The organism is Streptomyces venezuelae (assembly GCF_008642295.1).
In the GTDB taxonomy this organism is placed as follows: Bacteria; Actinomycetota; Actinomycetes; order Streptomycetales; family Streptomycetaceae; genus Streptomyces; species Streptomyces venezuelae_C.
In genome coordinates, this window is the sequence record NZ_CP029190.1 from 3,729,218 (window position 1) to 3,756,104 (window position 26,887).

23 protein-coding genes and 2 tRNA genes are annotated in these 26,887 nt (G+C 69.6%); 13 read left to right on the top strand and 12 right to left on the bottom strand.

Annotated features, from left to right (window positions below):
* Positions 1 to 67: 67 nt before the first annotated feature.
* The 8 genes from DEJ50_RS16440 to rpmH all read right to left on the bottom strand — a co-directional run bounded on the left by DEJ50_RS16440 (position 68) and on the right by rpmH (position 5,711).
* Complete coding sequence (locus tag DEJ50_RS16440) at positions 68 to 1,147, bottom strand: ParB/RepB/Spo0J family partition protein (protein WP_150208744.1); 1,080 nt, start codon at positions 1,145 to 1,147, stop codon at positions 68 to 70.
* Positions 1,144 to 2,187 (bottom strand): ParA family protein, encoded by a 1,044-nt coding sequence (locus DEJ50_RS16445; protein WP_150208745.1) that lies wholly within the window; start codon positions 2,185 to 2,187, stop codon positions 1,144 to 1,146. The genes DEJ50_RS16440 and DEJ50_RS16445 overlap by 4 nt, the downstream gene beginning before the upstream one ends.
* A gap of 243 nt (positions 2,188 to 2,430) precedes the next feature.
* Entirely contained in the window at positions 2,431 to 3,150 is a 720-nt protein-coding gene (gene rsmG / locus DEJ50_RS16450) for a 16S rRNA (guanine(527)-N(7))-methyltransferase RsmG (RefSeq protein WP_150208746.1), read from the bottom strand.
* Positions 3,151 to 3,246: 96 nt separating this feature from the next.
* Complete coding sequence (locus DEJ50_RS16455; RefSeq protein ID WP_150208747.1) at positions 3,247 to 3,762, bottom strand: protein jag; 516 nt, start codon at positions 3,760 to 3,762, stop codon at positions 3,247 to 3,249.
* 32 nt (positions 3,763 to 3,794) lie between these two features.
* Entirely contained in the window at positions 3,795 to 4,898 is a 1,104-nt protein-coding gene (yidC, locus tag DEJ50_RS16460; RefSeq protein WP_150208748.1) for a membrane protein insertase YidC, read from the bottom strand.
* 3 nt (positions 4,899 to 4,901) lie between these two features.
* Positions 4,902 to 5,183 (bottom strand): membrane protein insertion efficiency factor YidD, encoded by a 282-nt coding sequence (gene yidD, locus DEJ50_RS16465; RefSeq protein WP_150208749.1) that lies wholly within the window; start codon positions 5,181 to 5,183, stop codon positions 4,902 to 4,904.
* Positions 5,180 to 5,554 (bottom strand): ribonuclease P protein component, encoded by a 375-nt coding sequence (gene rnpA, locus DEJ50_RS16470; RefSeq protein WP_150208750.1) that lies wholly within the window; start codon positions 5,552 to 5,554, stop codon positions 5,180 to 5,182. Before rnpA ends, yidD begins: the two co-directional genes overlap by 4 nt.
* Positions 5,555 to 5,573: 19 nt before the next feature.
* Positions 5,574 to 5,711 carry a 50S ribosomal protein L34 gene (gene rpmH / locus DEJ50_RS16475; RefSeq protein WP_030059672.1) on the bottom strand — a complete coding sequence of 46 codons (138 nt, stop codon included), beginning with the start codon at positions 5,709 to 5,711 and terminating at the stop codon, positions 5,574 to 5,576.
* A gap of 396 nt (positions 5,712 to 6,107) precedes the next feature.
* Here rpmH and dnaA point away from each other — a divergent pair, with 396 nt between their 5' ends.
* The 11 genes from dnaA to DEJ50_RS16535 all read left to right on the top strand — a co-directional run bounded on the left by dnaA (position 6,108) and on the right by DEJ50_RS16535 (position 20,044).
* The gene (dnaA, locus tag DEJ50_RS16480; protein WP_411757681.1) at positions 6,108 to 7,778 is read left to right on the top strand and encodes a chromosomal replication initiator protein DnaA; all 1,671 of its coding nucleotides are present in this window, start codon (positions 6,108 to 6,110) and stop codon (positions 7,776 to 7,778) included.
* A gap of 945 nt (positions 7,779 to 8,723) precedes the next feature.
* Positions 8,724 to 9,854, top strand: a complete 1,131-nt coding sequence (gene dnaN / locus DEJ50_RS16490) for a DNA polymerase III subunit beta (protein WP_150208752.1) — start codon at positions 8,724 to 8,726, stop codon at positions 9,852 to 9,854.
* 80 nt (positions 9,855 to 9,934) lie between these two features.
* Entirely contained in the window at positions 9,935 to 10,810 is an 876-nt protein-coding gene (gene gnd / locus DEJ50_RS16495; protein ID WP_150208753.1) for a phosphogluconate dehydrogenase (NAD(+)-dependent, decarboxylating), read from the top strand.
* 67 nt (positions 10,811 to 10,877) lie between these two features.
* Entirely contained in the window at positions 10,878 to 12,002 is a 1,125-nt protein-coding gene (recF, locus tag DEJ50_RS16500; protein ID WP_150208754.1) for a DNA replication/repair protein RecF, read from the top strand.
* Between the two features lie 95 nt (positions 12,003 to 12,097).
* Positions 12,098 to 12,577, top strand: a complete 480-nt coding sequence (locus DEJ50_RS16505; protein WP_223837776.1) for a DUF721 domain-containing protein — start codon at positions 12,098 to 12,100, stop codon at positions 12,575 to 12,577.
* 280 nt (positions 12,578 to 12,857) lie between these two features.
* A complete protein-coding gene (gyrB, locus tag DEJ50_RS16510) occupies positions 12,858 to 14,882 on the top strand; it encodes a DNA topoisomerase (ATP-hydrolyzing) subunit B (protein WP_150208756.1) in 2,025 nt (674 codons plus the stop codon).
* 43 nt (positions 14,883 to 14,925) lie between these two features.
* Positions 14,926 to 17,523, top strand: a complete 2,598-nt coding sequence (gyrA, locus tag DEJ50_RS16515) for a DNA gyrase subunit A (RefSeq protein ID WP_150208757.1) — start codon at positions 14,926 to 14,928, stop codon at positions 17,521 to 17,523.
* 9 nt (positions 17,524 to 17,532) lie between these two features.
* Positions 17,533 to 18,150, top strand: coding sequence for a DUF3566 domain-containing protein (locus DEJ50_RS16520; protein ID WP_150208758.1), 618 nt, complete (start codon positions 17,533 to 17,535; stop codon positions 18,148 to 18,150).
* 70 nt (positions 18,151 to 18,220) lie between these two features.
* Positions 18,221 to 18,294 (top strand) — tRNA-Ile (locus DEJ50_RS16525).
* Positions 18,295 to 18,452: 158 nt separating this feature from the next.
* Positions 18,453 to 18,587, top strand: a complete 135-nt coding sequence (locus tag DEJ50_RS34690; protein WP_208809277.1) for a DLW-39 family protein — start codon at positions 18,453 to 18,455, stop codon at positions 18,585 to 18,587.
* 128 nt (positions 18,588 to 18,715) lie between these two features.
* Positions 18,716 to 20,044: a hypothetical protein gene (locus DEJ50_RS16535; protein ID WP_223837778.1), complete on the top strand. Its 1,329-nt coding sequence runs from the start codon at positions 18,716 to 18,718 to the stop codon at positions 20,042 to 20,044.
* Here the strand turns inward: DEJ50_RS16535 and DEJ50_RS16540 are convergent.
* A complete protein-coding gene (locus DEJ50_RS16540; RefSeq protein WP_150208761.1) occupies positions 20,031 to 21,359 on the bottom strand; it encodes a serine/threonine-protein kinase in 1,329 nt (442 codons plus the stop codon). The two genes, DEJ50_RS16535 and DEJ50_RS16540, sit on opposite strands and share 14 nt — an antisense overlap.
* A gap of 39 nt (positions 21,360 to 21,398) precedes the next feature.
* Positions 21,399 to 21,947 carry a helix-turn-helix domain-containing protein gene (locus DEJ50_RS16545; protein WP_150208762.1) on the bottom strand — a complete coding sequence of 183 codons (549 nt, stop codon included), beginning with the start codon at positions 21,945 to 21,947 and terminating at the stop codon, positions 21,399 to 21,401.
* 163 nt (positions 21,948 to 22,110) lie between these two features.
* On the opposite strand from DEJ50_RS16545, the gene DEJ50_RS16550 reads away from it, so the two are divergent.
* Both DEJ50_RS16550 and DEJ50_RS16555 read left to right on the top strand, forming a co-directional pair.
* Positions 22,111 to 22,183 (top strand) — tRNA-Ala (locus DEJ50_RS16550).
* 308 nt (positions 22,184 to 22,491) lie between these two features.
* Positions 22,492 to 23,784 carry a transposase gene (locus tag DEJ50_RS16555; RefSeq protein ID WP_223837779.1) on the top strand — a complete coding sequence of 431 codons (1,293 nt, stop codon included), beginning with the start codon at positions 22,492 to 22,494 and terminating at the stop codon, positions 23,782 to 23,784.
* Here DEJ50_RS16555 and DEJ50_RS16560 read toward each other — a convergent pair.
* Together DEJ50_RS16560 and DEJ50_RS16565 are read right to left on the bottom strand one after the other, a co-directional pair.
* Positions 23,760 to 25,679, bottom strand: coding sequence for a helix-turn-helix domain-containing protein (locus DEJ50_RS16560; protein ID WP_150212170.1), 1,920 nt, complete (start codon positions 25,677 to 25,679; stop codon positions 23,760 to 23,762). The two genes, DEJ50_RS16555 and DEJ50_RS16560, sit on opposite strands and share 25 nt — an antisense overlap.
* A gap of 206 nt (positions 25,680 to 25,885) precedes the next feature.
* Entirely contained in the window at positions 25,886 to 26,854 is a 969-nt protein-coding gene (locus tag DEJ50_RS16565; protein ID WP_150208763.1) for a transaldolase family protein, read from the bottom strand.
* Positions 26,855 to 26,887: the final 33 nt, after the last annotated feature.

Here is a 26,887-nt window from a genome sequence, read left to right on the forward strand (position 1 = left end):
TCGTATAAGGGCAAAGGGCGGGCCGCACCGGTCAGCCACCGGCACAGCCCGCCCTTCGCCCGGGGAACTACTCCCCCGAAGCGCCCTGGTCCAGGACCCGGCCCTCGCCCGGCGCCAGCGTCCCCAGGATCCGCTCAAGATCCTCCATCGAGGCGAACTCGACGGTGATCTTTCCCTTCTTCTGGCCCAGATCGACCTTCACCCGCGTCTCGAACCGGTCCGACAATCGCGAAGCCAGCTCGTTCAACGCCGGCGAAACCCGGGCACCGGCCCGCGGCCCCTTCGGCTTGACCGGGCTCGAAGGCTCCGACCCCATCAGGGTGACGATCTCCTCGACCGCCCGCACCGACAGCCCCTCGGCCACGATCCGGTGTGCCAGCCGGTCCTGTACCTCGGTGTCGACCACCGACAGCAAGGCCCTCGCGTGCCCCGCCGACAGCACACCGGCCGCCACCCGCCGCTGTACCGGCGGCGACAGCTTCAGCAGCCGCAGCGTGTTCGACACCTGCGGACGCGAGCGCCCGATCCGGTCCGCCAGCTGGTCGTGCGTACAGCTGAAGTCCCGCAGCAGCTGGTCATAGGCCGCGGCCTCTTCCAGCGGGTTCAGCTGGGCCCGGTGGAGGTTCTCCAGCAGGGCGTCCAGCAGCAGCTTCTCGTCGTCCGTGGCCCGGATGATCGCCGGGATCCGCTCCAGACCGGCCTCCCGGCACGCCCGCCAGCGGCGCTCACCCATGATGAGCTCATAGCGGTCCTGGCCGGACTGCCGCACCACCACCGGCTGAAGCAGTCCCACCTCCTGGATGGAGGTCACCAGCTCCGCCAGTGCGTCCTCGTCGAAAACCTCCCGCGGCTGCCGCGGGTTCGGCGTGATCGCGTCGATCGGAAGCTCCGCGAACGTCGCTCCGGCCACCATGTCCGTCGGCTCCGGCTCCACCGCGGCCGACGGCTCCGTTGTTTCACGTGAAACATCGGCCTGCGCCAGCGAAGCCAGCTTCGCCGCCGCAACACCACGCTCTGCCGTCAGAACCGGCACCGCCGAAGGAGAGAGGGAACCACCCGCTCCCACGGCCGGCCCGGGCTTCTCCTGCGGCGCCGCGGGGATCAGCGCACCGAGCCCCCGCCCCAGACCCCTACGTCGCTCACTCACTGGATCCCCTCCACGGCATTCTGCATGTTGTTCGTACCTCTCAGCGCAATCTCCCGCGCCGCCTCCAGATAGGAGAGGGATCCGCTGGATCCCGGATCGTAGGTCAGAACCGTCTGACCGTAACTCGGAGCCTCCGAGATGCGCACCGACCGCGGGATGCTTGTCCGGAGCACCTCGCTCCCGAAGTGGCTGCGCACCTCGTCCGCCACCTGCGAAGCCAGCCGCGTCCTGCCGTCGTACATCGTCAACAGGATGGTCGAGACATGCAGGGACGGGTTGAGATGGGCCCGCACCAGGTCGACATTGCGCAGTAGCTGGCCCAGGCCCTCCAGCGCGTAGTACTCGCACTGGATGGGGATCAGCACTTCCGCACCGGCCACCAGGGCGTTGACGGTCAGGAGTCCCAGCGAGGGCGGGCAGTCGATGAGGATGTAGTCCAGCGGCTGCTGGTACGCCTGGATCGCCCGCTGAAGCCGGCTCTCCCGGGCCACCAGCGATACCAGCTCGATCTCCGCACCCGCGAGATCGATGGTGGCCGGCGCACAGAAGAGGCCCTCCACGTCGGGAACGGGCTGGACCACCTCCAGCAGCGGCCGGCTCTCCACCAGAACCTCGTAGATGGAGGGCACCTCGGCATGGTGGTCGATACCCAGGGCCGTGGACGCATTGCCCTGCGGATCGAGGTCGATCACCAGGACCCTGGCCCCGTGCAGCGCCAGCGAGGCCGCCAGGTTCACGGTCGTGGTGGTCTTGCCCACGCCGCCCTTCTGGTTGGCAACCACCATGACTCGGGTCTGCTCCGGCCTGGGCAGGCCCTCGCCCGCCCGGCCCAGGGCCTCTACGGCCAGCTGGGCGGCACGGCCGATCGGGGTGTCGTTGTCCACCAAAGGTGGCGGCGGTGTTTCACGTGAAACATCCTCGCCCGCCGCTTCGGTGCGGGGGCCGGGGACCGGTTCGGCCATCGGCCCCGCGAGGTTGGCGTCTGACCGCACGGATTCACTCTCCTCGACATCAGGCTCGCGATGAACAGAGCCTGCCATGCCTTCGGGGTCGCGAACCAGCGGGGCCCGTACTCCTGTGGATGAATCCACCATTGTGGACAACGGTTCCACCGGATCGGGGGCCCCCGTTTCCTGACGGTGGCGGGGGGACGCAGCCGCACGACCGCGGCTGATGATTCCGTGCAGCAGGGAGCGACGTTTCACGTGAAACACGATGCACGGGCGGGGCCTTCACCCCGCTACGACACTCCGAAATCCATACCTACAGGGATCAACCGACCATCAGCGGCGTCGACGGGTCCGGCCCGTCCGGGCAGCCTTCGCCCGCTTGGCAGCGAACCGCACTCCACCGGGGCTCTCCCCGACCTCGACCCTCACCAGGGTGGACATCGGGTCCACCACACCCTCACCGACGTGCAGCACCGAGGTCTTCACCACACCGAGCTTCGCCAGCGCGGTCTTGGCCGCCACCAGCTCCTCATCGGCGGTATCGCCCTTGAGAGCCAGCATCTCCCCGTAGGGACGCAGCAGCGGAACACCCCAGCCCGCCAGCCGGTCCAACGGGGCCACCGCACGCGCGGTCACCACATGCACCGGCTGGAGCTTGCCCAGCATCTCCTCGGCCCGACCGCGCACCACCGTCACATGGTCCAGGCCCAGCAGCTCCACGACCTCCTGGAGGAAGGTGGTGCGCCGCAGCAGGGGCTCGAGCAGAGTGATCTTGAGATCCGGCCGGACCAGCGCCAGCGGAATACCCGGAAGCCCTGCCCCCGAGCCCACATCGCACACGGTGACGCCCTCGGGCACCGCTTCCGCCAGCACCGCACAGTTCAGCAGGTGCCGCTCCCACAGCCGGGGCACCTCGCGGGGCCCGATCAGCCCTCGCTTGACGCCCGCGTCCGCCAACAGTTCCGCGTACCGAACAGCCTCCGGGAAATGCTCACCGAATACCGCCCGCGCCTCTTCCGGCGCCGGGGGAAGCGCCGCTGCTGCCTCGGTCACGGGGACCCGTCCTTCCGTACCGCACTCTGATCTATCAGGCTGACAAACTTCGGCCCCGTCTGCGACACAGACGGGGCCGAACACTCATACTTCCGGTCAGGCCGGAAGGACAACGACGAAGCGCTGCGGCTCCTCGCCCTCGGACTCACTGCGCAGACCCGCAGCCGCCACGGCGTCGTGGACGACCTTCCGCTCGAACGGGGTCATCGGAGCCAGCTTCAGCGGCTCGCCCGAGGCCTTCACGTCCTCGGCGGCCTTGGCGCCCAGTGCCGCCAGCTCCTCGCGCTTCTTCGCCCGGAAGCCGGCGATGTCCAGCATCAGCCGGCTGCGGTCGCCGGTCTCCCGGTGCACGGCCAGGCGCGTCAGCTCCTGAAGAGCCTCCAGGACCTCACCGTCACGGCCCACGAGCTTCTGCAGATCACGGCTGGCCGAGTCGCTGATGATCGACACAGCCGCACGGTCGGCCTCGACATCCATGTCGATGTCGCCGTCCAGGTCGGCGATGTCGAGCAGGCCCTCGAGGTAGTCGGCCGCGATCTCACCCTCCTGCTCCAGGCGGGTCAGGGTGTCGCCACCCTCAGCGGCTGCGGCGGAGGTGGTGCCTTCCGTCACGGGACGACTCCTTCTTGCTTCTCGGGGGCTTCTTACTTCTTGGACGAGGGCTTGCCGGGGGCCTGGCGCTGCGACTTCGACTGCCGCTTCGGCTGCTGCCGCTTCGCGGCACCGCCGCTCGCCGCATCGGAGTCCGCCGTGGCCTCGACGCTCTTGATCACAGAACCGTCCGCCTGCGCGGCCAGACCCTGCTTCGTCAGCGCGGTGATGAACTTGCGCTCGTTGTCATTGCGGTCCGGGCCCTTGGCCACGATCGCCGCGACGACCTTCTTCTTGCCCCGGCTCTTGACCTCGCCATGCGAGGTCACGTGCTTGAGCAGTCGCGTCAGGTACTGGTCCTGCGCCTTGCTGCCCGGCGTCGGGTTCTGGTTGATCACGTACATCTGCTGACCCATGGTCCAGACGTTGGTGGTCAGCCAGTAGACGAGGACACCGACGGGGAAGTTGATACCCATGACCGCGAAGATCACCGGGAAGATGTACATCAGCATCTTCTGCTGCTGCATGAACGGCGTCTTGACCGTGAGGTCGACGTTCTTCTGCATCAGCTGGCGCTGGGTGTAGAACTGCGACAGCGACATCAGGATGATCATGAACGCGGTCACGATCCGGACGTCGGTCAGCGAGGCGCCCAGCGCCTCGACCTTCTCCGGGCTGTCCATGAACTTGGCCGCGATCGGCGCGCCGAAGATCTTGGCCTCACGGGCGCTGTCGACCAGCTGCTGGTCCATCGCACCGATGGTCTTGCCGTTGGCGATGTTCGCCAGCACGTGGTACAGCGCAAAGAAGAAGGGCGACTGCGCCAGGATGGGAAGGCACGAGGAGAGCGGGTTGGTACCCGTCTCCTTGTACAGCTTCATCATCTCTTCGGACTGACGCTGCTTGTCGTTCTTGTAGCGCTCCTGGATCGCCTTCATCCGAGGCTGGAGCGCCTGCATGCCCCGCGTCGCCTTGATCTGCTTCACAAAGAGCGGGATCAGGGCGATACGGATGAGGACCACCAGGGACACGATGGACAGGCCCCAGGCCCATCCACTGTCCGCCCCGAAGACCGCTCCGTACAGCGAGTGGAACTGGACGATGATCCACGAGACGGGGTAGGTGATAAAGCTGAACAGACTGGCAATCGTGTCCACTAATCAGGCTCCTTGAGCATTGCGAGGTCTACGCAACGCACTGCGCAGCTGCTCGTGCCAACGCGGGCGTTTACGGGGTGGGACGTGATCCACACCTCCCGGGGACCACGGATTGCACCGCAGGATCCGCCAGGCGGTCAGAGCAGTCCCCTTCACCGCACCATGCCGGTCGATGGCCGTGTACCCGTAGTGCGAACACGAGGGGTAGTAGCGGCACACCGGCCCGAGCAGCGGACTGATCGTCCACTGGTACAGCTTGATCAAAGCGAGCAGCGGGTACTTCATCGAGCCACGCCTCCCAGCAGCCGCGTGAAAGCGGCATCCAGGTCCCGGGCCAAATCCTCAGCGCCGGCGTCACCCGCTCCGGGCAGCGCCCGTACCACCACCAGGCTACCGGCGGGCAGCGTGGACAGCCGGTCCCGCATCAGGTGCCGCAGTCTGCGCTTCACCCGGTTACGGACCACGGCTCCGCCCACGGCCTTGCTGACGACGAAACCCGCACGTGTCGAGGGAGCGATCCCCCCCGACTCGTGCGGGTCCGTTGCACCGCTGGTACGTAGGTGAACGACGAGGAGCGGGCGTCCTGCCCGGCGGCCTCGGCGTACCGCGTTCGCGAAGTCCTCGCGCCGCCTCAGCCGATGTTCGGGAGACAGCACGACGTCATGCCCTGTGCGATCAGGCGGACAGGGAGGCGCGGCCCTTGCCACGGCGGGCGGCGAGGATCGCGCGACCGGCACGGGTACGCATCCGCAGACGGAAGCCGTGGGTCTTGGCGCGACGACGGTTGTTCGGCTGGAAGGTGCGCTTGCTCACTCGGGGGCTCCAGAGAATGAATCGTTGTGGCGTGACATCGCCTGGCTGTCACCGTGCGCCCACGAGGAATTTCGCGTGATCGCCCGAGTGGACACCGCTAAACGATCACAATCAGTGATCTTCGCCCATCGGTAGGCAGGCGGCAGCAGCCATCGACAACTCGACCTCGTTACGGTACGCGGGGCTACGCCATCCGGTCAAACCGAGCTGTGACCGCCCCGGGGCGGGGCCGCACTGTGCACAGGCTGTGGACAACGACTTGAACCCTACCCGTCAGGCTGACTACCGTTGCCTGACCCCGGATTTTTTTGTCCCGACCGTCCCAAAGAACCACACATTCGTGGGACCTGTGAGAGAGCGTGCTCTGTGGCTGACGTACCTGCCGATCTTGCCGCAGTGTGGCCACGCGTACTCGAGAAGCTCCTCGGGGAGGGTCAGCAAGGCATCGAGCCCAAGGACAAGCAGTGGATCGAACGCTGCCAGCCCCTGGCCCTGGTCGCCGACACCGCACTGCTCGCCGTCCCGAACGAATGGGGCAAGCGGGTCCTGGAGGGCCGCCTCGCCCCGCTGATCAGTGACACCCTCAGCCGGGAATGCGGCCGGCCCATCCGGATCGCGATCACCGTCGACGACTCGGCCGGCGAACCGGTGCCCCCGGCCCCGCCGGCCGCCCCGCAGCGGGAGCAGTACTCCGACCAGCGGGAGCAGTACGGCGACCAGCGCGGCCCGTACTCCGACCAGCTGCCCACCGCCCGGCCCGCCTACCCGGACTACCAGCAGCCCCGCCCCGAGCCCGGCGCCTGGCCCGGCTGGCAGCAGCCCCGCCTCGGCGGGTTCCCCGAGCGCGACCCGTACGCCTCCCCGCAGCCCGGCTACCTCCAGCAGCCGGACTCCGGGTACGAGCCCGCGTACGAGCAGCCCTCGTACGAACCCCCGTCCTACGAGCAGCCCGCCCCGCTGCCCCCGCCCGGCCGGGCCGGACCCGCCGCGCCCCCGGCGCCCTCCGGCGGTTCCTCCTCCGGCCCGCCGGAACCGACGGCCCGGCTGAACCCCAAGTACCTGTTCGACACCTTCGTGATCGGCGCCTCCAACCGCTTCGCGCACGCCGCCGCGGTCGCCGTCGCCGAGGCCCCTGCAAAGGCCTACAACCCGCTCTTCATCTACGGCGAGTCCGGCCTCGGCAAGACGCACCTGCTGCACGCCATCGGGCACTACGCACGGAGCCTCTACCCGGGCACCCGGGTGCGGTACGTGAGCTCCGAGGAGTTCACCAACGAGTTCATCAACTCCATCCGCGACGGCAAGGGCGACGCCTTCCGCAAGCGGTACCGCGAGATGGACATCCTGCTGGTCGACGACATCCAGTTCCTCGCGAGCAAGGAGTCGACCCAGGAGGAGTTCTTCCACACCTTCAACACGCTCCACAACGCGAACAAGCAGATCGTGCTGTCCTCCGACCGGCCGCCCAAGCAGCTGGTGACCCTGGAGGACCGGCTCCGCAACCGCTTCGAGTGGGGTCTGATCACCGACGTCCAGCCGCCCGAGCTGGAGACCCGGATCGCGATCCTCCGCAAGAAGGCCGTGCAGGAGCAGCTCAACGCCCCGCCGGAGGTCCTGGAGTTCATCGCCTCCCGTATCTCGCGCAACATCCGCGAGCTCGAGGGGGCGCTGATCCGCGTGACCGCCTTCGCCAGCCTCAACCGGCAGCCCGTCGACCTGGGGCTGACCGAGGACGTGCTGAAGAACCTGATCCCCGGCGGTGAGGACACCGCTCCCGAGATCACCGCGGCGGACATCATGGCGGCCACCGCGGACTACTTCGGCCTGACCGTGGACGACCTGTGCGGCTCCTCGCGGAGCCGGGTCCTGGTGACCGCCCGGCAGATCGCCATGTACCTGTGCCGGGAGCTGACCGACCTGTCGCTGCCGAAGATCGGTGCGCAGTTCGGCGGCCGTGACCACACCACCGTGATGCACGCGGACCGCAAGATCCGTGCGCTGATGGCGGAGCGGCGCTCCATCTACAACCAGGTCACCGAGCTCACCAACCGCATCAAGAACGGCTGACGCCACGCCTTCCCAGGGCGCTCCCGGAACGCTCCGGGGGCGCCCTTCGGCGTTCCCGGAGCGTTCCGGGAACGCGTTCCGGGAACGCGTTCCGGGACCGCGTTCCGGGACCGCGTTCCGGGACGGTCCTGAAACACCCCGGGCCGGCTCAGGGGGGCGCGTTCAGTCCCGCCCCAGGGCGCACCCGAATGGCCGCACGCCCCTGACCTGTTCGAATACGCCCCCGTCGGCCCAACTTGTCCACAGATTCCACAAGTTTCTGCCGTCCACAGCCTGGGGACTGGATCCGTCACCCACAATCTGTCCACAGGCCCCTGGATTGAGGGACCATCAGAGCAGGTCATGAGGCTGTGGAATTGTTGAATCAAGCAATCCACAGGCTGTGGACGATCATTTCATCCACAGGGCTGTCCACCCCGCTGTCCCCAGGCAACCCACAGGCACCGGGCTCCTGTGCACAGGTTGTCGCCTGTCGTCCACATCCTTGTCCACTGTTCGGCAACCCCACCGTCACCCTCACCGCCCCGAGTGAAAGCCGTCACACCACTGTCGACGTTTGGGCTGTGGAGTAGTGGGGGAAACCTGGGGACACAGCTGTGGACTGTGCGGGCAGGTCTGGGGACGGCCTGTGCAGAAGTTTTTGTTCTCCACAGACATGCCGTGTTGTCCACCGCCTCCGCCCACAGGCCCGGTGGACAAAAAACCGGCCTTGACCTGCGAGAACCGGGTTATCCACCGTTTCCACAGGCCCTACTACTACTCCCATGGACAGTTAGGCCGGATTCGGTTTTCAAGCAGGTCCTGTGCACAACTCGTCGGACGGCCTCCCCGACACCTCGCTCCCGACTTGACGGCCAGCCGCACCGACTGTCGGCGCCGTACGTCAGACTGGACCCCGGCACTGAGCCGACGACGAGAGCCAGCAACAGCAGGAGGCGGTTTCCGGTGAAGATCCGGGTGGAGCGCGATGTACTCGCGGAGGCGGTGGCGTGGGCGGCCCGTAGCCTCCCGGCCCGGCCGCCGGTGCCCGTTCTCGCGGGCCTTCTCCTGAAGGCCGAGGAGGGCATGCTCAGCCTCTCCGGCTTCGACTACGAGGTCTCGGCCCGTGTCTCCGTCGAGGCGGACGTCGAGGAGGACGGCACCGTCCTGGTCTCCGGCCGGCTGCTCGCCGACATCTGCCGCGCCCTCCCCAACCGCCCGGTCGAGATTTCCACAGACGGTGTACGGGCGACCGTGGTCTGCGGCTCCTCCCGGTTCACCCTCCACACCCTGCCTGTGGAGGAGTACCCGGCCCTGCCGCAGATGCCGACCGCGACCGGCACCGTGCCCGGCGAGGTCTTCGCCTCCGCCGCCGCCCAGGTGGCCATCGCCGCCGGCCGCGACGACACCCTGCCCGTGCTGACCGGTGTGCGCATCGAGATCGAGGGCGACCGGGTCACGCTGGCCTCCACCGACCGCTACCGCTTCGCGGTCCGCGAGTTCCTGTGGAAGCCGGAGAACCCTGACGCCTCCGCGGTGGCCCTGGTCCCGGCCAAGACCCTCCTCGACACCGCCAAGTCGCTGACCAGCGGCGACACCGTGACGCTGGCGCTGTCCGGCTCCGGCAAGGGCGAGGGCCTGATCGGTTTCGAGGGCGCCGGCCGGCGGACCACCACCCGCCTGCTCGAAGGCGACCTGCCCAAGTACCGCACGCTGTTCCCGACCGAGTTCAACTCCGTCGCCGTCATCGAGACCGCCCCGTTCGTCGAGGCCGTCAAGCGCGTGGCCCTGGTCGCCGAGCGGAACACGCCGGTGCGGCTGAGCTTCGAGCAGGGCGTGCTGATCCTGGAGGCCGGTTCCTCCGACGATGCACAGGCTGTGGAGCGTGTGGACGCGAAGCTGGAGGGCGACGACATCTCGATCGCCTTCAACCCGACCTTCCTGCTGGACGGCCTGAGCGCGATCGACTCCCCGGCCGCGCAGCTGAGCTTCACCACCTCCACCAAGCCGGCGCTGCTCAGCGGTCGCCCGGCGGTGGACGCGGAGGCGGACGAGGCCTACAAGTACCTGATCATGCCGGTTCGGCTGTCCGGCTGACCCCACAGGTGTGCACCCGCGTCCGGGCGTAGGCTCGGACGCGGGTACGAAACTGGACACACACCTTAAGGACTCACCTGATGGAGCTCGGTCTCGTCGGTCTCGGCAAGATGGGCGGCAACATGCGCGAGCGCATCCGCCGCGCAGGCCACACCGTCATCGGATTCGACCGCAATCCGGACCTCGCGGATGTCCACAGCCTGGAAGAACTTGTGGGCAAGCTGAAGGGCCCGCGGGTGGTGTGGGTCATGGTGCCCGCCGGTGCCGCCACCCAGTCCACCATCGACGAGCTGGCGGAGCTGCTGGCCCCGGGCGACATCGTCGTGGACGGCGGGAACTCGCGCTGGACGGACGACGAGAAGCACGCCGCGGAGCTGGCCGCCAAGGGCATCGGCTTTGTGGACTGCGGTGTCTCGGGCGGCGTCTGGGGTCTGGAGAACGGCTACGCGCTGATGTACGGCGGCGAGGCCGAGCATGTCGCCCGGGTGCAGCCGGTGTTCGACGCGCTGAAGCCGGAGGGCGACTTCGGTGCCGTGCACGCCGGAAAGGTCGGCGCCGGCCACTTCGCGAAGATGGTCCACAACGGCATCGAGTACGCCATGATGCAGGCCTACGCCGAGGGCTGGGAGCTGCTCGAGAAGGTGGACTCGGTCACCGACGTGCGTGAGGTGTTCCGGTCCTGGCAGGAGGGCACGGTCATCCGGTCCTGGCTGCTGGACCTGGCGGTGAACGCGCTGGACGAGGACGAGCACCTGGACGGGCTGAAGGGCTTCGCCCAGGACTCCGGCGAGGGCCGGTGGACGGTGGAGGCGGCGATCGACAACGCGGTGCCGCTGCCCGCGATCACGGCCTCGCTGTTCGCCCGTTTCGCCTCCCGTCAGGAGGACTCCCCGCAGATGAAGATGATCGCCGCGCTGCGCAACCAGTTCGGCGGCCACGCGGTCGAGAAGAAGTAACGACACAGCACTACCGCAACACAGCACTACCGCAACACCGCAGCAGCCGGGGGAGGTCGGCGCCGTCATGCACGTTTCGCATCTGTCGCTGGCCGACTTCCGCTCGTACGCCCGGGCCGAGGTTCCCCTCGACCCGGGCGTCACCGCTTTCGTGGGTCCGAACGGCCAGGGCAAGACCAATCTGGTCGAGGCCGTCGGCTATCTGGCGACCCTGGGCAGCCACCGGGTGTCCTCGGATGCCCCGCTGGTCCGGATGGGGGCCGAGCGGGCCGTGATCCGGGCCGCCGTACGGCAGGGGGAGCGGCAGCAGCTGATCGAGCTGGAGCTGAATCCCGGCCGCGCGAACCGGGCCCGGATCAACCGGTCCTCGCAGGTCAGGCCCCGGGACGTGCTGGGGATCGTACGGACGGTGCTGTTCGCCCCGGAGGACCTGGCCCTGGTCAAGGGGGACCCGGGGGAACGCCGCCGGTTCCTGGACGAGCTGATCACCGCGCGCTCGCCCCGGATGGCGGCGGTGCGCTCGGACTACGAGCGGGTGCTCAAGCAGCGGAACACGCTGCTGAAGTCGGCGGCGATGGCGCGGCGGCACGGCGGCCGGTCGATGGACCTGTCCACGCTCGACGTGTGGGACCAGCACCTGGCCCGGGCGGGCGCGGAGCTGCTGGCCCAGCGGCTGGACCTGATCGGGACGCTGCAGCCGCTGGCGGACAAGGCGTACGAGCAGCTGGCGCCGGGCGGCGGTCCGCTGGGGCTGTCGTACCGGGGCAGTGCGGAGACGGCCGGCGCGCAGTCCCGTGAGGAGCTGTACGAGGTCCTGCTGGCGGCTCTGGAAGAGGCCCGCAAGCAGGAGATCGAGCGGGGTGTGACGCTGGTCGGTCCGCACCGGGACGAGCTGGTGCTGAAGCTGGGGGAGTTGCCGGCCAAGGGGTACGCGAGTCACGGGGAGTCCTGGTCGTACGCGTTGGCGCTGCGGCTGGCCTCGTACGACCTGCTGCGCTCGGAGGGCAACGAGCCGGTGCTCGTGCTGGACGACGTCTTCGCGGAGCTGGATGCCAGGCGCCGGGAGCGGCTGGCGGAGCTGGTGGCCGAGGGCGAGCAGGTCCTGGTGACGGCCGCGGTGGAGGATGACGTGCCGGGGGTGCTGGCGGGGACCCGGTTCGCGGTCTCGGGCGGAGAGGTGACCCGGCTGTGAGTGATGCCCGCAATCCACAGCAGCCCCAGGAGCCTGGGGAGCCATCCCGCCCGCCGGAGCGGCAGGAGCCGCGGAAGGCGCCGGAGCCCTCCGGTGTGGATCTTGCCCGGCAGGCGCTGGCGGCGGCCCGGGAGCAGGCGCGGTCCCGTGGCCAGGGCCTGGCGGGCCGCAAGCGCCAGGGGCAGCCGGGGCTGCGGTCGGGTGCGCGCGCGGACGGCCGGGACCCGATGCCGCTGATGGCGGCGCTGGACCGGCTGCGGACGGAGCGCGGCTGGGAGATGCCGATGGCGGTGGCCGGGGTGATGGAGCGCTGGCCGGAGATCGTGGGCCGGGAGATCGCCGTCCACTGTGTGCCGGAGAAGTACGAGGACCGCGAGCTGACCGTGCGCTGTGACTCGTCGGCCTGGGCGGCGCAGCTGAAGCTGCTGGCTCCGCAGCTGGTGGCGACGTTGAACAAGGAGCTCGGGCAGGGCACGGTGCGGTTGATCCGGGTGCAGGGTCCGGGCGGCCGGCCGCGCCGGTACGGGCCGCTGCGGGCCCCGGGGAGTACGGGTCCGGGCGACACCTGGGGGTAGTCGGCCAGTGGTGTCCCTCACGGTAGCCGGAGGTTGACAGGCCGAAGCGCTGAATGCCCGCGTGAGCCTCTTTGAGCCCCTTCCTGAATATGGGGAGTCGGCCGAGGGAGGTTCAGGGCGGCACATGCGGACTCAGGGACCCGCAAACCCCCATTCATGTCAGCGCTACCGGTAGACTGGTGGTAAGTCCCGCTTCCCGGCGGGATCGCTGACCAACGCTGACAACGCAGATCGACGCAGCCGCTCCTGTTGGCATGCCTGCCGGCCCGGAGTACGGCCTGTGCTGTGCCAGAAAGGGCGCTTCGTGGCCGATTCCGGCAACCCCAACGAGAACAACCAGTACACCGGAAGCAACATCCAGGTCCTCGAGGGCCTGGACGCCGTGCGCAAGCGGCCCGGTATGTACATCGGCTCGACCGGCGAGCGCGGACTGCACCACCTCGTGTACGAGGTCGTCGACAACTCGGTCGACGAGGCGCTGGCCGGGCACGCGGACACCATCGACGTCACGATCCTCGCGGACGGCGGGGTGCGGGTGGTGGACAACGGCCGTGGCATCCCGGTGGACATCGTGCCGTCCGAGGGCAAGCCGGCCGTGGAGGTCGTGCTGACCGTGCTGCACGCGGGCGGCAAGTTCGGTGGCGGCGGTTATGCCGTCTCCGGTGGTCTGCACGGCGTGGGTGTGTCCGTCGTGAACGCCCTGTCGACGAAGGTCGCGGTGGAGGTCCGGCGGGACGGCTCCCGCTGGACGCAGGACTACAAGTTGGGTGCTCCCACCGCTCCCCTCAAGCAGAACGAGGAGACCGACGAGACCGGGACGTCCGTGACGTTCTGGGCCGACGGGGACATCTTCGAGACGACGGAGTACTCGTTCGAGACGCTGTCGCGGCGGTTCCAGGAGATGGCGTTCCTGAACAAGGGGCTGACGCTGTCGCTGACGGACGAGCGCGAGTCGGCGAAGGCCACGGTGGGCGCCGATTCGGCCGAGGAGGCCGATGACGACAAGGCGCGGACGGTCACGTACCACTACGAGGGCGGCATCGTCGACTTCGTGAAGTACCTGAACTCGCGCAAGGGCGAGCTGATCCACCCGACCGTCATCGACGTCGAGGCCGAGGACAAGGAGCGGATGCTCTCGGTCGAGATCGCGATGCAGTGGAACTCGCAGTACAGCGAGGGTGTGTACTCGTTCGCGAACACGATCCACACGCATGAGGGCGGTACCCACGAGGAGGGCTTCCGTGCTGCGCTGACCACGCTGGTCAACAAGTACGCGCGGGACAAGAAGCTGCTCCGGGAGAAGGACGACAACCTCACGGGTGACGACATCCGCGAGGGTCTGACGGCGATCATCTCGGTGAAGCTGGGCGAGCCGCAGTTCGAGGGCCAGACGAAGACCAAGCTGGGCAACACGGAGGCGAAGACCTTCGTCCAGAAGGTCGCGCACGAGCACCTCAGCGACTGGTTCGACCGGAACCCGAACGAGGCGGCGGACATCGTCCGCAAGGCCATCCAGGCGGCCACCGCGCGCGTCGCGGCCCGCAAGGCGCGGGACCTGACCCGTCGCAAGGGCCTGCTGGAGAGCGCGTCCCTGCCGGGCAAGCTGTCGGACTGCCAGTCCAACGACCCCACCAAGTGCGAGATCTTCATCGTCGAGGGTGACTCCGCCGGCGGCTCGGCCAAGTCCGGCCGCAACCCGATGTACCAGGCCATCCTGCCCATCCGCGGCAAGATCCTGAACGTCGAGAAGGCGCGGATCGACAAGATCCTCCAGAACACCGAGGTCCAGGCGCTGATCAGTGCGTTCGGTACCGGTGTGCACGAGGACTTCGACATCGAGAAGCTCCGCTACCACAAGATCATTCTGATGGCTGACGCCGACGTCGACGGCCAGCACATCAACACCCTGCTGCTGACCTTCCTCTTCCGCTTCATGCGCCCGCTGGTCGAGGCGGGGCACGTGTACCTGTCACGGCCCCCGCTCTACAAGATCAAGTGGGGTCGTGACGACTTCGAGTACGCGTACTCGGACCGTGAGCGCGATGCGCTGGTGGAGCTCGGCAAGCAGAACGGCAAGCGGATCAGGGAAGACTCGATCCAGCGCTTCAAGGGTCTGGGCGAGATGAACGCCGAGGAGCTCCGCGTCACCACCATGGACGTGGACCACCGGGTGCTCGGCCAGGTGACCCTGGACGACGCGGCCCAGGCCGACGACCTGTTCTCGGTGCTGATGGGCGAGGACGTCGAGGCCCGGCGCTCCTTCATCCAGCGCAATGCCAAGGACGTCCGCTTCCTCGACATCTGAGTCGGCCCGACGCTGACCGTCTGAAAGGATCTGAAGACCGGCAATGGCCGACGAAACCACTCCCACCGCCGAGAACACCGAAGAAGAGGGGCCGCAGCTGCGGATCGAGCCCGTGGGGCTCGAGACGGAGATGCAGCGCTCCTACCTCGACTACGCGATGTCCGTCATCGTGTCGCGCGCGCTGCCCGACGTACGGGACGGCCTCAAGCCGGTCCACCGCCGGGTGCTGTACGCGATGTACGACGGCGGCTACCGGCCCGAGAAGGGCTTCTACAAGTGCGCCCGCGTCGTCGGCGACGTCATGGGTACCTACCACCCGCACGGCGACTCCTCGATCTACGACGCGCTGGTCCGCCTCGCGCAGCCGTGGTCGATGCGGCTGCCGCTGGTGGACTCCAACGGCAACTTCGGCTCTCCCGGCAACGACCCGGCCGCGGCCATGCGGTACACCGAGTGCAAGATGATGCCGCTGTCGATGGAGATGGTCCGGGACATCGACGAGGAGACCGTCGACTTCCAGGACAACTACGACGGCCGCAACCAGGAGCCGACGGTCCTGCCCGCCCGGTTCCCGAACCTGCTGGTGAACGGCAGCGCCGGTATCGCCGTCGGTATGGCCACCAACATCCCGCCGCACAACCTCCGCGAGGTCGCGGAGGGTGCGCAGTGGTACCTGGCCAACCCGGAGGCCACGCACGAGGAGCTGCTGGACGCGCTCATCGAGCGGATCAAGGGCCCGGACTTCCCGACCGGTGCCCTGGTCGTGGGCCGCAAGGGCATCGAGGAGGCGTACCGGACGGGCCGCGGCTCGATCACCATGCGTGCGGTGGTCGAGGTCGAGGAGATCCAGAACCGCCAGTGCCTGGTCGTCACGGAGCTGCCGTACCAGGTGAACCCGGACAACCTCGCCCAGAAGATCGCCGACCTGGTGAAGGACGGCAGGATCGGCGGCATCGCGGACGTCCGCGACGAGACCTCCTCGCGCACCGGCCAGCGTCTGGTGATCGTCCTCAAGCGGGACGCGGTCGCCAAGGTCGTGCTCAACAACCTGTACAAGCACACCGACCTCCAGACGAACTTCGGCGCGAACATGCTGGCGCTGGTCGACGGGGTGCCGCGCACGCTGTCGGTCGACGCGTTCATCCGGCACTGGGTGCACCACCAGATCGAGGTCATCGTCCGGCGGACGAAGTTCCGGCTGCGCAAGGCCGAGGAGCGCGCCCACATCCTGCGCGGTCTGCTGAAGGCGCTGGATGCGATCGACGAGGTCATCGCGCTGATCCGGCGCAGCGAGACCGTCGAGGTGGCGCGTGAGGGCCTGATGGGCCTGCTGCAGATCGACGAGATCCAGGCCAACGCGATCCTGGAGATGCAGCTGCGCCGGCTCGCCGCACTGGAGCGGCAGAAGATCGTCGCCGAGCACGACGAGCTCCAGGCGAAGATCAACGAGTACAACGCGATCCTGGCCTCGCCGGAGAAGCAGCGGGCGATCGTCAGCGAGGAACTGGCGGCGATCGTCGACAAGTTCGGCGACGACCGGCGTTCGAAGCTGGTGCCCTTCGACGGGGACATGTCCATCGAGGACCTGATCGCCGAAGAGGACATCGTCGTCACGATCACCAACGGCGGGTACGTCAAGCGCACCAAGACCGAGGACTACCGGTCCCAGAAGCGCGGCGGCAAGGGTGTCCGGGGCACCAAGCTGAAGCAGGACGACATCGTCGACCACTTCTTCGTCTCGACCACGCACCACTGGCTGCTGTTCTTCACCAACAAGGGCCGGGTGTACCGGGCGAAGGCGTACGAGCTGCCGGATGCCGGCCGGGACGCGCGCGGCCAGCACGTGGCGAACCTGCTGGCCTTCCAGCCGGACGAGCAGATCGCGCAGATCCTGGCGATCCGCGACTACGAGGCGGCCCCGTACCTGATCCTGGCCACCAAGGCGGGCCTGGTGAAGAAGACCGCGCTCAAGGACTACGACTCGCCCCGTTCGGGTGGCGTCATCGCGATCAACCTGCGCGAGACGGCGACCGGGGAGGACGACGAGCTGATCGGTGCGGAGCTGGTGTCCGCCGAAGACGACCTGCTGCTGATCAGCAAGAAGGCGCAGTCGATCCGCTTCACCGCGACCGATGACGCGCTGCGCCCGATGGGCCGTGCGACCTCGGGTGTGAAGGGCATGAGTTTCCGCGAGGGTGACGAACTGCTCTCCATGAGCGTGGTCCGGCCCGGTACGTTCGTCTTCACCGCGACCGACGGCGGTTACGCCAAGCGGACGCCGGTCGACGAGTACCGCGTCCAGGGTCGCGGCGGTCTGGGCATCAAGGCCGCGAAGATCGTGGAGGACCGTGGGTCGCTCGTCGGCGCGCTGGTGGTGGACGAATCAGACGAAATTCTGGCAATCACCCTCGGCGGCGGTGTGATCCGCACGCGCGTCAACGAAGTCAGGGAGACCGGCCGTGACACCATGGGCGTCCAGCTGATCAACCTGGGCAAGCGCGACGCCGTCGTGGGTATCGCGCGCAATGCCGAGGCCGGTCAGGAGGCCGAGGAGGGCGAGGAGTCCGAGACGGCCGAAGGGCAGGCCGCCGAGGTCATCGAGGCCGCCGAGGACATGTCGTCCTCGGCCGGGGAGCAGTAGGAGTAAGACGTGAGTGGAGCCACGGGCGCCGGACCGGCCACGACGGGTGCGAACAGCGCCCGTGGCGCCGCCGCTGACTCCCCGGGTGGGCCGGAGGCGGACACCCGGGGGAAGAAGCCCCAGCCGTATCACCCGCCGCAGGCGTACGCGGGTCCGGGCGGCGGTCCGGGGACGCAGCGCGGGGAGCAGGGCCAGGGCGGCGGTGCCGCCGGGGCCGGCCAGCGCAAGCCGCGTACCGGCGCCCGTACGACGCCGAGGACGCGCAAGGCGCGGCTGCGGGTGGCCAAGGCCGACCCGTGGTCGGTGATGAAGGTCAGCTTCCTGCTGTCGATCGCGCTGGGCATCTGCACCATCGTGGCCTCGGTGGTGCTGTGGATGGTCATGGACGCCATGGGTGTCTTCTCGACCGTCGGCGGAACCATCAGCGAGGCCACCGGGTCCAACGAGAGCAACGGCTTCGATCTTCAGTCGTTCCTCTCGCTGCCCCGGGTGCTGATCTTCACCTCGGTGATCGCGGTCATCGACGTGGTGCTGATGACGGCTCTGGCGACGCTGGGGGCCTTCATCTACAACCTGTCGGCGGGCTTCGTGGGCGGTGTGGAGCTCACCCTCGCCGAGGACGAGTAGGCCCCTGATCTGCGATTTGGGAACTCCCGGGTCTGTGCGCTAATCTTCAGAGGTCAGCGCGCAGCGCGGAGGGGCTATAGCTCAGTTGGTTAGAGCGCATCCCTGATAAGGATGAGGCCACAGGTTCAAATCCTGTTAGCCCCACAGTACGGTTACGGCCCGGCGGAGATTCTCCGCCGGGCCGTTGCCGTTGGATCCCCCGGGTCGTTTCCAGCTCGTTCCCAGGTCACCGATCGGTATCGGTCGGTGTGTATTGTTGGGCGCCAGAAGTCCCCTACGTCAAAGAGAGACGAGGTCGCGCGGTGAAGAAGCTGCTCCTGGTCGCACTGGCCGCCATCGGCGGGCTCCTCGTGTACCGCCAGATCCAGGCGGACCGCGCCGAGCAGGACCTGTGGACGGAGGCGACCGACTCCGTGCCGTCCGGTTCCGGTGTGTGAGACCGAAGATCGTGACGCGAAGCCCCGGACGCCGCTGCGGCCGGGGCTTTGTGCTGGTCCGGGGCGAAAACACCCCCGGGTTCCGTTTCGCTAATATTTAGATTGCTTCAGCAAATTCGGGGTGGGGCGTGAGGGGTCGGGTCCGTACGGGGCTGGCGACGGCCGGGGCTGCGGCTCTGTGCACGGCCGTCGCGGTGGGCGCGGTGGGCGCCCTGCCGGGAGCGGCGTACGCGGCGGGGCCGGGCGGGGAATCCGCGTACCGGACCGGCCCGGACAGCCGGCGGATCGAGGGCGGGGCCAACCAGGCGGTCGGGCCCACCCTGGAGCTCGGCCGGTTCTACGAGGACCGCCTCGCCCCCGCGCAGGAACGCTTCTACCAGGTGGTTCTGGACGACCGGTCCAGTGTGTACATCGCGGCGGTGGCCCGGCCCGGACCGCAGAGCAAGGTCGCCTACGGGGACGGCATCGAGGCCGTGCTGCTCGACACCAAGGGCAACTCGTGCAGCGCGCCGGACGGCGTCAGTTTCGGCTCCGAGCAGGCCCGGCCGCTGGCCGACGTGGCCGTCCGGAGGCTGGAGGAGGACGGCAAGTGCCAGCAGGCGGGCCCCTATTACGTGAAGCTGACCCGGACCAGCGCCAAGGACTCCGATCAGGCGCCGTGGCCGGTGGAACTGCACATGATGCGGGAGCCGAAGCTGTCCGGCAGCAACGCCCCGCAGACCGCGCCCAGCGCCTGGCCCTCGGCGCCCGTGACCCAGCCCTCCGACCAGCGGGTGGTGCGCTCCGGCGGCACCGGGTTCAACGATGCGCGGGCCCTGGACGCCGGGGTGTGGGGCGACACCGTGCAGCCGGGACAGACCCGCTTCTACCGGGTGCCGGTGGACTGGGGGCAGCAGCTGAGCATCGGCACGGAGCTGACCGGCGGCAAGCTCACCCAGACCTCCGGGTACGCGGGCAACGGCCTGGTCGCCGAGGTCTTCAGCCCGGCCCGGCTGCCGGTCGCCTCCGAGGACGAGTCGTACGACGGCAAGCAGGCGCAGGTGGCCCTCGGGCCGCTGGCCCCGGTGGCGTACGAGAACCGGTACGCGGACGCCCGGGCGATGCGGCCGGTGCGGACGGCCGGCTGGTACTACCTTGCGGTGACCGTCGACAAGAAGGTCGGCGAGTTCACGGCCGAGGACGTGCCGCTGCAGCTGACCCTGAGGGTGAAGCTCACCGGGACGGCCGGGCCCGGCCCGGCGTACGCCGAGAGCCTGTCCGCGGCCGGGTTCGGGGTCGGCGAGGACGACCGGGCCGCCGCCCGGGACGGACTGACCGCCCCGGAGGCCGCCGATGCGGCGGACACCCGGTCGGCGATGACCGTGGTGGCAGCCACCGGGTTCGGCACGGGGACGCTGCTGCTGCTCGTCCTGGCCGGGTGGATCCTGCTGGGGCGGCGGTCCGCTACCTCTGGATGAGCGCCCAGACGCCGACGGCGTAGCAGGCCAGCGCACCGGCCAGCAGGGACAGCTTCGCCGCGGCGGAGGGCCCGGCGGAGGTCCGGCGGGCCGCCGCCGGCGGCTCCAGCGGCATCGGGGTGGTGGGGACGGGCGGCGCGAGGGGGAAGCTGCCGGTCTCCGAGGGCTGCGGGAGCTGCGCGGCGTACGGGGCGTGCGGGGCCGGCTGCGGGGGCAGCGGAGATCCGTACCCGGGGTGCGGCGCCGGCTGCCGGGCGGAGGTCCGGGTCTGCTCGGTGTCGGCCGTGGTGCCGGTGGCGGGGCCGGTCTGCACGGACAGCACGGTGGGCTCGGCGGGGGCGGCTACGGCCTGTTGCGGGACCGGGGGCGCGGTCGGGGGCGCGGTCGAGGGCGTAGTCGGGGCGCCGAAGGTGCCGGCGGGGGTCGCCGGGGTGGCCGGCGGGCCCTGCGGGCCGAATCCGGCCGGGAGCGGCCCCAACTGGTCGAAGACCTCGACCGGTTCCGCACCGGGGTCGGCCGGCGGCAGCAGCTCCACGGCCTCGGCAAGGGCCTTGCGGGCTCCCGTGGCGGTACGGAACCGGGCCTGGGGGTCCGGTTGCAGAAGGTTCGCCACGACCTGCCAGAGGGGCGCCGGGACGCCCTCGGGGGCCCCGGGGGTGCCGTGCGTGAGGAAGTACTCGTTCAGGGCCTGGGAGTCGGGTTTGCGGCCCTGCAGGAGGTAGAGGGCGACCAGGCCGACGGCGTAGAGGTCGGCCGGGAAGTCGGGTTCGGCGCCGAGGAGTTGTTCGGGGGCGAAATAACCCGGCGTACCCACCACGTAGTTGGTCTCGGTCAGCCGGGGCTCGCCCTTGCGCATCGAGATCCCGAAATCGGACAGCCGCAGGTGCGGCCGTCCCGATCCGGTGGCCTCCATCAGGATGTTGGCCGGTTTGATGTCGCGGTGCACCACGCCCTCGGCGTGGACCGCCGCCAGCCCGGAGAGCAGCTGGTCGAGCAGGGTGCACACGAACCGGGGCGGCAGGGCCCCGTAGTCGCCGATGACATGGGCCAGTGAACCACCGCTGACCAGATCCATGGTGAACAGGACCTTGTCGTCGTCCGCCGCCCAGCTGGCCGGAGCCAGCACGTGCGGGTGGTCGATGCGGAGGGCCTGTTCACGCACGAAGCGCAGCAGGGTGTGGGCGTCGCTCTGCAGGAGCACCTTGGCGGCCACGTACCGGCGCCGCCGGTGGTCCCAGGCGCGCCAGACGGCGCCGGCTCCGCCGCGTCCGATCGGATCGGCCAGCTCGTACCGGCCGGCGAAGATCTCACCCATCCGCTGTGCCCGTCCCCCGTGTTCTGCTGCCGTGTGCCGTCAGTTCTGGTGGGCCTCGTAGTGGGCGACCGCGTCGGCGGTGCGTCCGGCTCCGTACACCCGGAGGAACTCTGCCAGTTCCGGATGGCTGGGGGCGAGGGTGTCCGCCGCGTCGATGATGTCCCCCGCCGCGGAGACCGAGCGCAGCAGCGACTGGATCTCGCGGACCACGCGCTTGACGGTGGGAGCGCCCGAACCGGTTGCGGTCTGGCCGCTGTTGCTCAGGACCGAGCCGCCTTGGGTCTTCTTGATCTCGTCCATGCGGTCGGTGGCCTCGGCGGCGCTGACGCTGCCGTCGGAGACCTGTCCGGCCAGGTCCTGGAGGGCCTGGACCCGCTGGACCACGGCCGGGTTCCCGATCTTCGCGCGCTGGCCGCTCATCAGCTGGGAGAGCATGGGCGCGGACAGTCCGAGGACGGCAGCGAGGCGCGCCTGGTTCAAGCCGAGATCATCTATGAGCCGGCGGAAGAGCGCCCCGAGCGGTTCCCCGTACCAGCTGCGCTGAAGTTCTCTGGCTCTGGCGGTGGCCTCTTGCTGTACTGCGTCCACTCTTCCTACTCCCCTTCGCTGGTGCGAACCTCGCGAGCATCTTACGGAGAGTGGTCGCGGGACGGGAGTCCCTATCATTTTGCGGGATCAGGGGGTACACCCGGTACTCTGGTCTGCGGACGCGGCCACACCCGTACGGGTGGGGGTCTCATCCGCTTTTCCCGGGGCCTTAGCTCAGTTGGTAGAGCGCTGTCTTTGCATGGCAGATGTCAGGGGTTCGACTCCCCTAGGCTCCACTTCAACACCCCCTCCGACCTGCGACAACGCGGTCGGAGGGGGTGTTTTTTTCATGCCCGGGGATCTCTGGGATCACGGGAATCCCCTGGGGTGCGGGGCCGGCCGGTGGTCCGGGCCCCGGTGTCCGGCGGTCCGTGGCCGGCTGTGCGGCGCATCGTGGCGGGTGGGGAGGGGTGCGGGGTGGCCCAGAGCGCACCGGGCGGGTCCAGGTGTGTGGTCGGCGCACCTGGGCAACGCCCGGGCCCGGAGCGCACCTTTGAGGTCCTGCCGGTAGCGGCGGGCCGCTGACGGAGGGGGAGACACGGGGATGCGTCTCGTTCGGGAAGAACAGATGGGCCACCGGGTGCCGGAGAGTGCTGTGGGGGCGCTGTGCGCGGAGCTTTTCGCTCCGCTGCCGCGCAGTGACCAGCGGCGCAAGGGAGAGCTGTATGTGCGGGGGCTGTTGTCGGCCGGGGGCCGCAAGTCGATCCGCAATATCGCGGCCTGTGTCGGGGACCGGGCGGCGGAGCAGAGCCTGCACCACTTCATCTCCTCCTCCACCTGGGACTGGGGCCTGGTCCGGGAGGCACTGGCGCTGCGGCTGGAGCGGTCCCTGCGGCCCCGGGCCTGGGTGGCCCAGTCGGTGGTGATCCCCAAGGCGGGGCAGCACACCGTGGGGGTGGAGCGCCGGTTCGTACCGAGCCTGGGGCAGGTGGTCAACAGCCAGCAGGTGTTCGGGATCTGGGCGGCCAACGACGAGCTGAGCGCCCCGGTGAACTGGCGGCTGATGCTGTCCGGGCAGGACGTCCGGGAGGCCGCGGACGGGCATGAGGAGCTCGTCTCGGGGCGGGCCGGGGCCGGGCTGCCGGTGACCCCGCTGGAGTGCGTGGCGGGGGCCGCGCTGGAGGCGCAGAGCTGGGTGGGCGGGCGCCCGCGGCCGGTGGTGATGGATCTGCCGGACAGTGAACCGGCCGCGGTGGCCCGCCGGTTCGAGGCGGCCCGGCTGCCGTTCCTGGCCTCCGTACACGGTTCCACGCGGGTGCTGCCCGCGGCTTCGGCCCTGCCGGGTTCCGGGCGTGCGGCGGCTGCGGTGCCGGTGCTGCCGGGCCATGACAGCCGCGAGCTCTCCGCCGATCAGCTGCTGCGCATGCTGCGGACCCTGCGGCGCCCGGTGACCTGGACGGATCCGGGGACCATGGCGGTGCGGACGAGTCTGGTGGCGGCGGTCCCGGTGCGGCTGCCGGGCACCCGGCGGCCCCTGCTGCTGCTGGGCGAGTGGACCGGTCCCGGGGTCCGGCCGCAGCAGTGCTGGATCACCGATCTGAGCACGGTGCCCTGGGGCGGCCTGCTGCGGCTGGCGAAGCTGACCCAGCGCGTCGGCCGGGACTTCGCCGGGATCTCCACCCAGGTGGGCATGGTCGACTTCGAGGGCCGGTCCTTCGAGGGCTGGCACCGGCACACCACCCTGGCCTCGGGCGCGCACGCGGTGCAGGCGCTCAGCGGGGTGCAGAGGCGTACGGCGGCACGGACGCTTCCGGGGGCGCGGACGGCCTCGGCGCGGGTGGGGGCGCCGGCGCTCGCCGGGGTGTGTGCGGCTCAGCCGGAGGCCCGGCCCGCCTGATCCCGGCGTCCGCGGACCAGGGCCCGGCGGGTGCGCTGCATCTGGAGGGCCAGCTGGACCTCCAGCGCCTGTGCGGGCTCCAGCCATTCGGGGCCGAGGAGCTCGGTGATCCGCTCCAGCCGGCGGGAGACGGTGTTGGGGTGGACATGGAGGCTTTCGGCGGCCCGGGTGGGGCTGCAGGCCGAGGCGAAGTAGGCCTCCAGCGTGCGGGCCAGGTCGGTGCGCTGCTGGGTGTCGTAGTCCAGTACCGGGCCGATGGTGTTGTTGATGAACTCGGCGGTGTTGGGGCTGTCGGACAGCAGCAGGCCCAGGAAGCCCAGTTCCCGGGGTGAGGCGGTGCCGCCCCGGCCGCCGAGGGCGGTGAGGGCGTCGAGGCAGCAGCGGGCTTCCTGGTAGGTGCGGCTGATCGCGGTGAGCTCGGTGACGGGGCCTGCGGCGCCGACCGTGACGGGGTGGTTGAGGGCCGTGGCGAGTTCCTGGGAGACGGCCTTGCCGGTGGCCGCGGGATCGGTGCCGGGCAGCAGCAGGATGATGCAGCCGCTGTCCACGCTCTTGAGGCCGGAGTGCTGGTGGGCGTAGGAGGAGGCCCAGATCACGGCCCGGCCCAGGGAGCCGCCCTCGGGGCGGGCCACCACGACCACGTGCGGGCCGTCGAGGTTGACGCCGAGGCGGCGGGCGCGTTCGGCGAGCTTGGCCGCCGGCAGCTGGTCCTCCTTGAGGAGGTCGTTGAAGAGTTCGTCGCGTACGTGGCCCTCGGCGGCGGCCGTGCTGCGCTGCATCAGCAGGACCAGGGCGGTGGCCTGGGCGACCAGGGCGAGCAGCTGGATGGTCTCGGGGGCGTCCGCCGAGGACTGCTGGGCCGCCGGGTCCGGGGCCAGCAGCAGGGTGCCGAGGATCTCCTGGCCGGCGAGGGCCGGGGTGACCCAGATCCCGTCGGCGGAGCGGATCGGGCAGCGTTCGGTGTGGGCGTCCAGCGAGGCGGCCCGGATGGTGTTCTCGTCGAGGGCGTGGAACTCGCCGACCGTGCTGATGTCCCGGCCGGTGTGGTCGCGGATGATCAGGGAGCCGCCCAGGAGCGGGGCGGCCTCGGCGGCGAGGGCGGGCAGGCCGCCGCCTTCCAGGACCAGCTCGATCAGCCGGCTGTGGGTGTTGCGGAGCCGGTGCGCGGCGGCGGAGGAGTGCTTGGCGCGGGTGGTGTCGAGCTCCAGGCCGGCGACCTCGTTGCGGACCCGGTCCAGCAGGCGGGTCTTCTCGATGGCGACGGCGACCAGGTCGGCGAGCGAGCTCATCAGGGAGAGCTCGTCGGGGTCGAAGTGCCGGATGCGGCGGCCGGCGACGTACAGGTTGCCGAGGTCGGTGGACTCGTGGCGGAGCGGCACGGCCATGATGGCGTGCAGGCCCTCGGCGCGTACCACGTTGTCGATGACCTCGGAGTGGACGAAGCTGTCGTCCCGGAGGTAGTCCGCCGACCAGAAGGGGGCGGACCGCTGGCTGGCCTGGCGGCCCACGCCGCCGTTCATCGGGACGGCGAAGCCCACGGTGATCGCCGAGGTGTGGCCGTCGGCGGCGCGCACGATGGAGCGGGACTCGGGGAAGTCGTGGAAGGTCACCCAGGACATGTCGAGGCCGAGCAGCAGGCGGGCGCGCCGGGTGATGATGTTCAGCAGGGTGTCGAGGTTGTAGGGGTGGGTGAGGTCCCGGGCGGTGTCGACGAGCGCGCTGAGGCCGGCCTCGCGCTGCTGGCGGCGGGCGAAGAGACCGCGGATGTTGAGGGAGAGGTCCTTGGCGCGGGTCAGCCGGGCCAGTTCCTCTTCGGAAGCCCCGGCGGTCCGTGCCTCGTACACCAGACGCTCGAAGTCCTCGGCGGGTGCTTCTCGGGCCAGCAGCTCCAGCATCTCGGACACGTCGGTATGTGGCTTTTGGCTCCCCGACATCACAATCGTCCCCCCTCGACGTACCACTGTGCTGCCTGCCCCGGGGAACGTAATGCGGTCAACGGGGCCTGGTCAACAGTAACTTGAGTCAAGAGTGCCAGGTCAGAGCGGCGCAGTGTGGCTGGGGCACCGTTCGGCGCACTTGATGCGGTTGTCCGGCCACCTGGCTAGGACCTGAGGACCCAGGCGTGCTGGAGCCGGTTGAGCTCCACGGTCTCCAGGACGTCTGCGACCTCGGCCATACGGATTCCGAGGGTCTCCAGGATGTCCAGGGCGCGGTGGCCCTCGATGTGCGCGTTCAGCAGGGTGTCCCCGTGCAGTTCCACCTGCGTGGCGGCGCTCTCCAGGACCTCCAGGGAAGCCGCGTGGGCGGTGTTGGTGCCGACGAGTGCGCTGATGTGGCGGGGGGAGACCGAGGTCCACAGCAGACCGGGAGGCAGTGCGCCCGCGGCTCTGAGTACCCGCCACCATTCGCCGTTGAGGCGCTCCTCCCGGAGCCGGTAGATCTGCCGGGCGAGGGCGACGGCCGCGGTGTCCTGCGCCCGGACGGCCGGCCCGCTGCGGGAGGGGAGTGCGGAAAGGCGGGCGTTGACCTCGGCGTCCAGCACACCCACCGGGACGGAGGCCACGGAGGTTATCCCGTCCAGCGGCCGGCCGGCGGTGAGGGCCTGTTCCAGACCGTTCAGATAGGCGCCGATCACCTGGTCGTAGCGTTCGACGGAGAAGACGAGATCGGCATCGACACCGATGCCGAGGGACACGCACTCCTCCATGGCGATGAGCCCGGCCTGCGTCGCCGGGATGCGCACCAGCAGATTGGGCCGGCCCACCTCGGCGTGCACCGAGCGGGCTTCCACCACCATGGCCTGCGCATCGTGGGCCACCCGCGGGTCCAGCGGCAGGGACACCCGCCCGTGCCGGCCCTCACTCGCCAGGTAGGTGTCCCACAGGGTGTCGCAGGTACGCCGGGCGGTGTCGGGGTCGGCATCGGTGGCCACAGCGCCGTGGAGCAGCGTGGCTGCGGCAGGGCGGTCCAGCGCACCGGGCATGAGGTCCGCGTTGCCCGCGGCCAGCCAAAGCGATACTCCCTCCGCCGCCAACTGCTTCAGCAGCGCCATGGCAGGTTGGCTCATCATGAGCCGAGCGTAGGTGTGCACGCCCCATTGCTG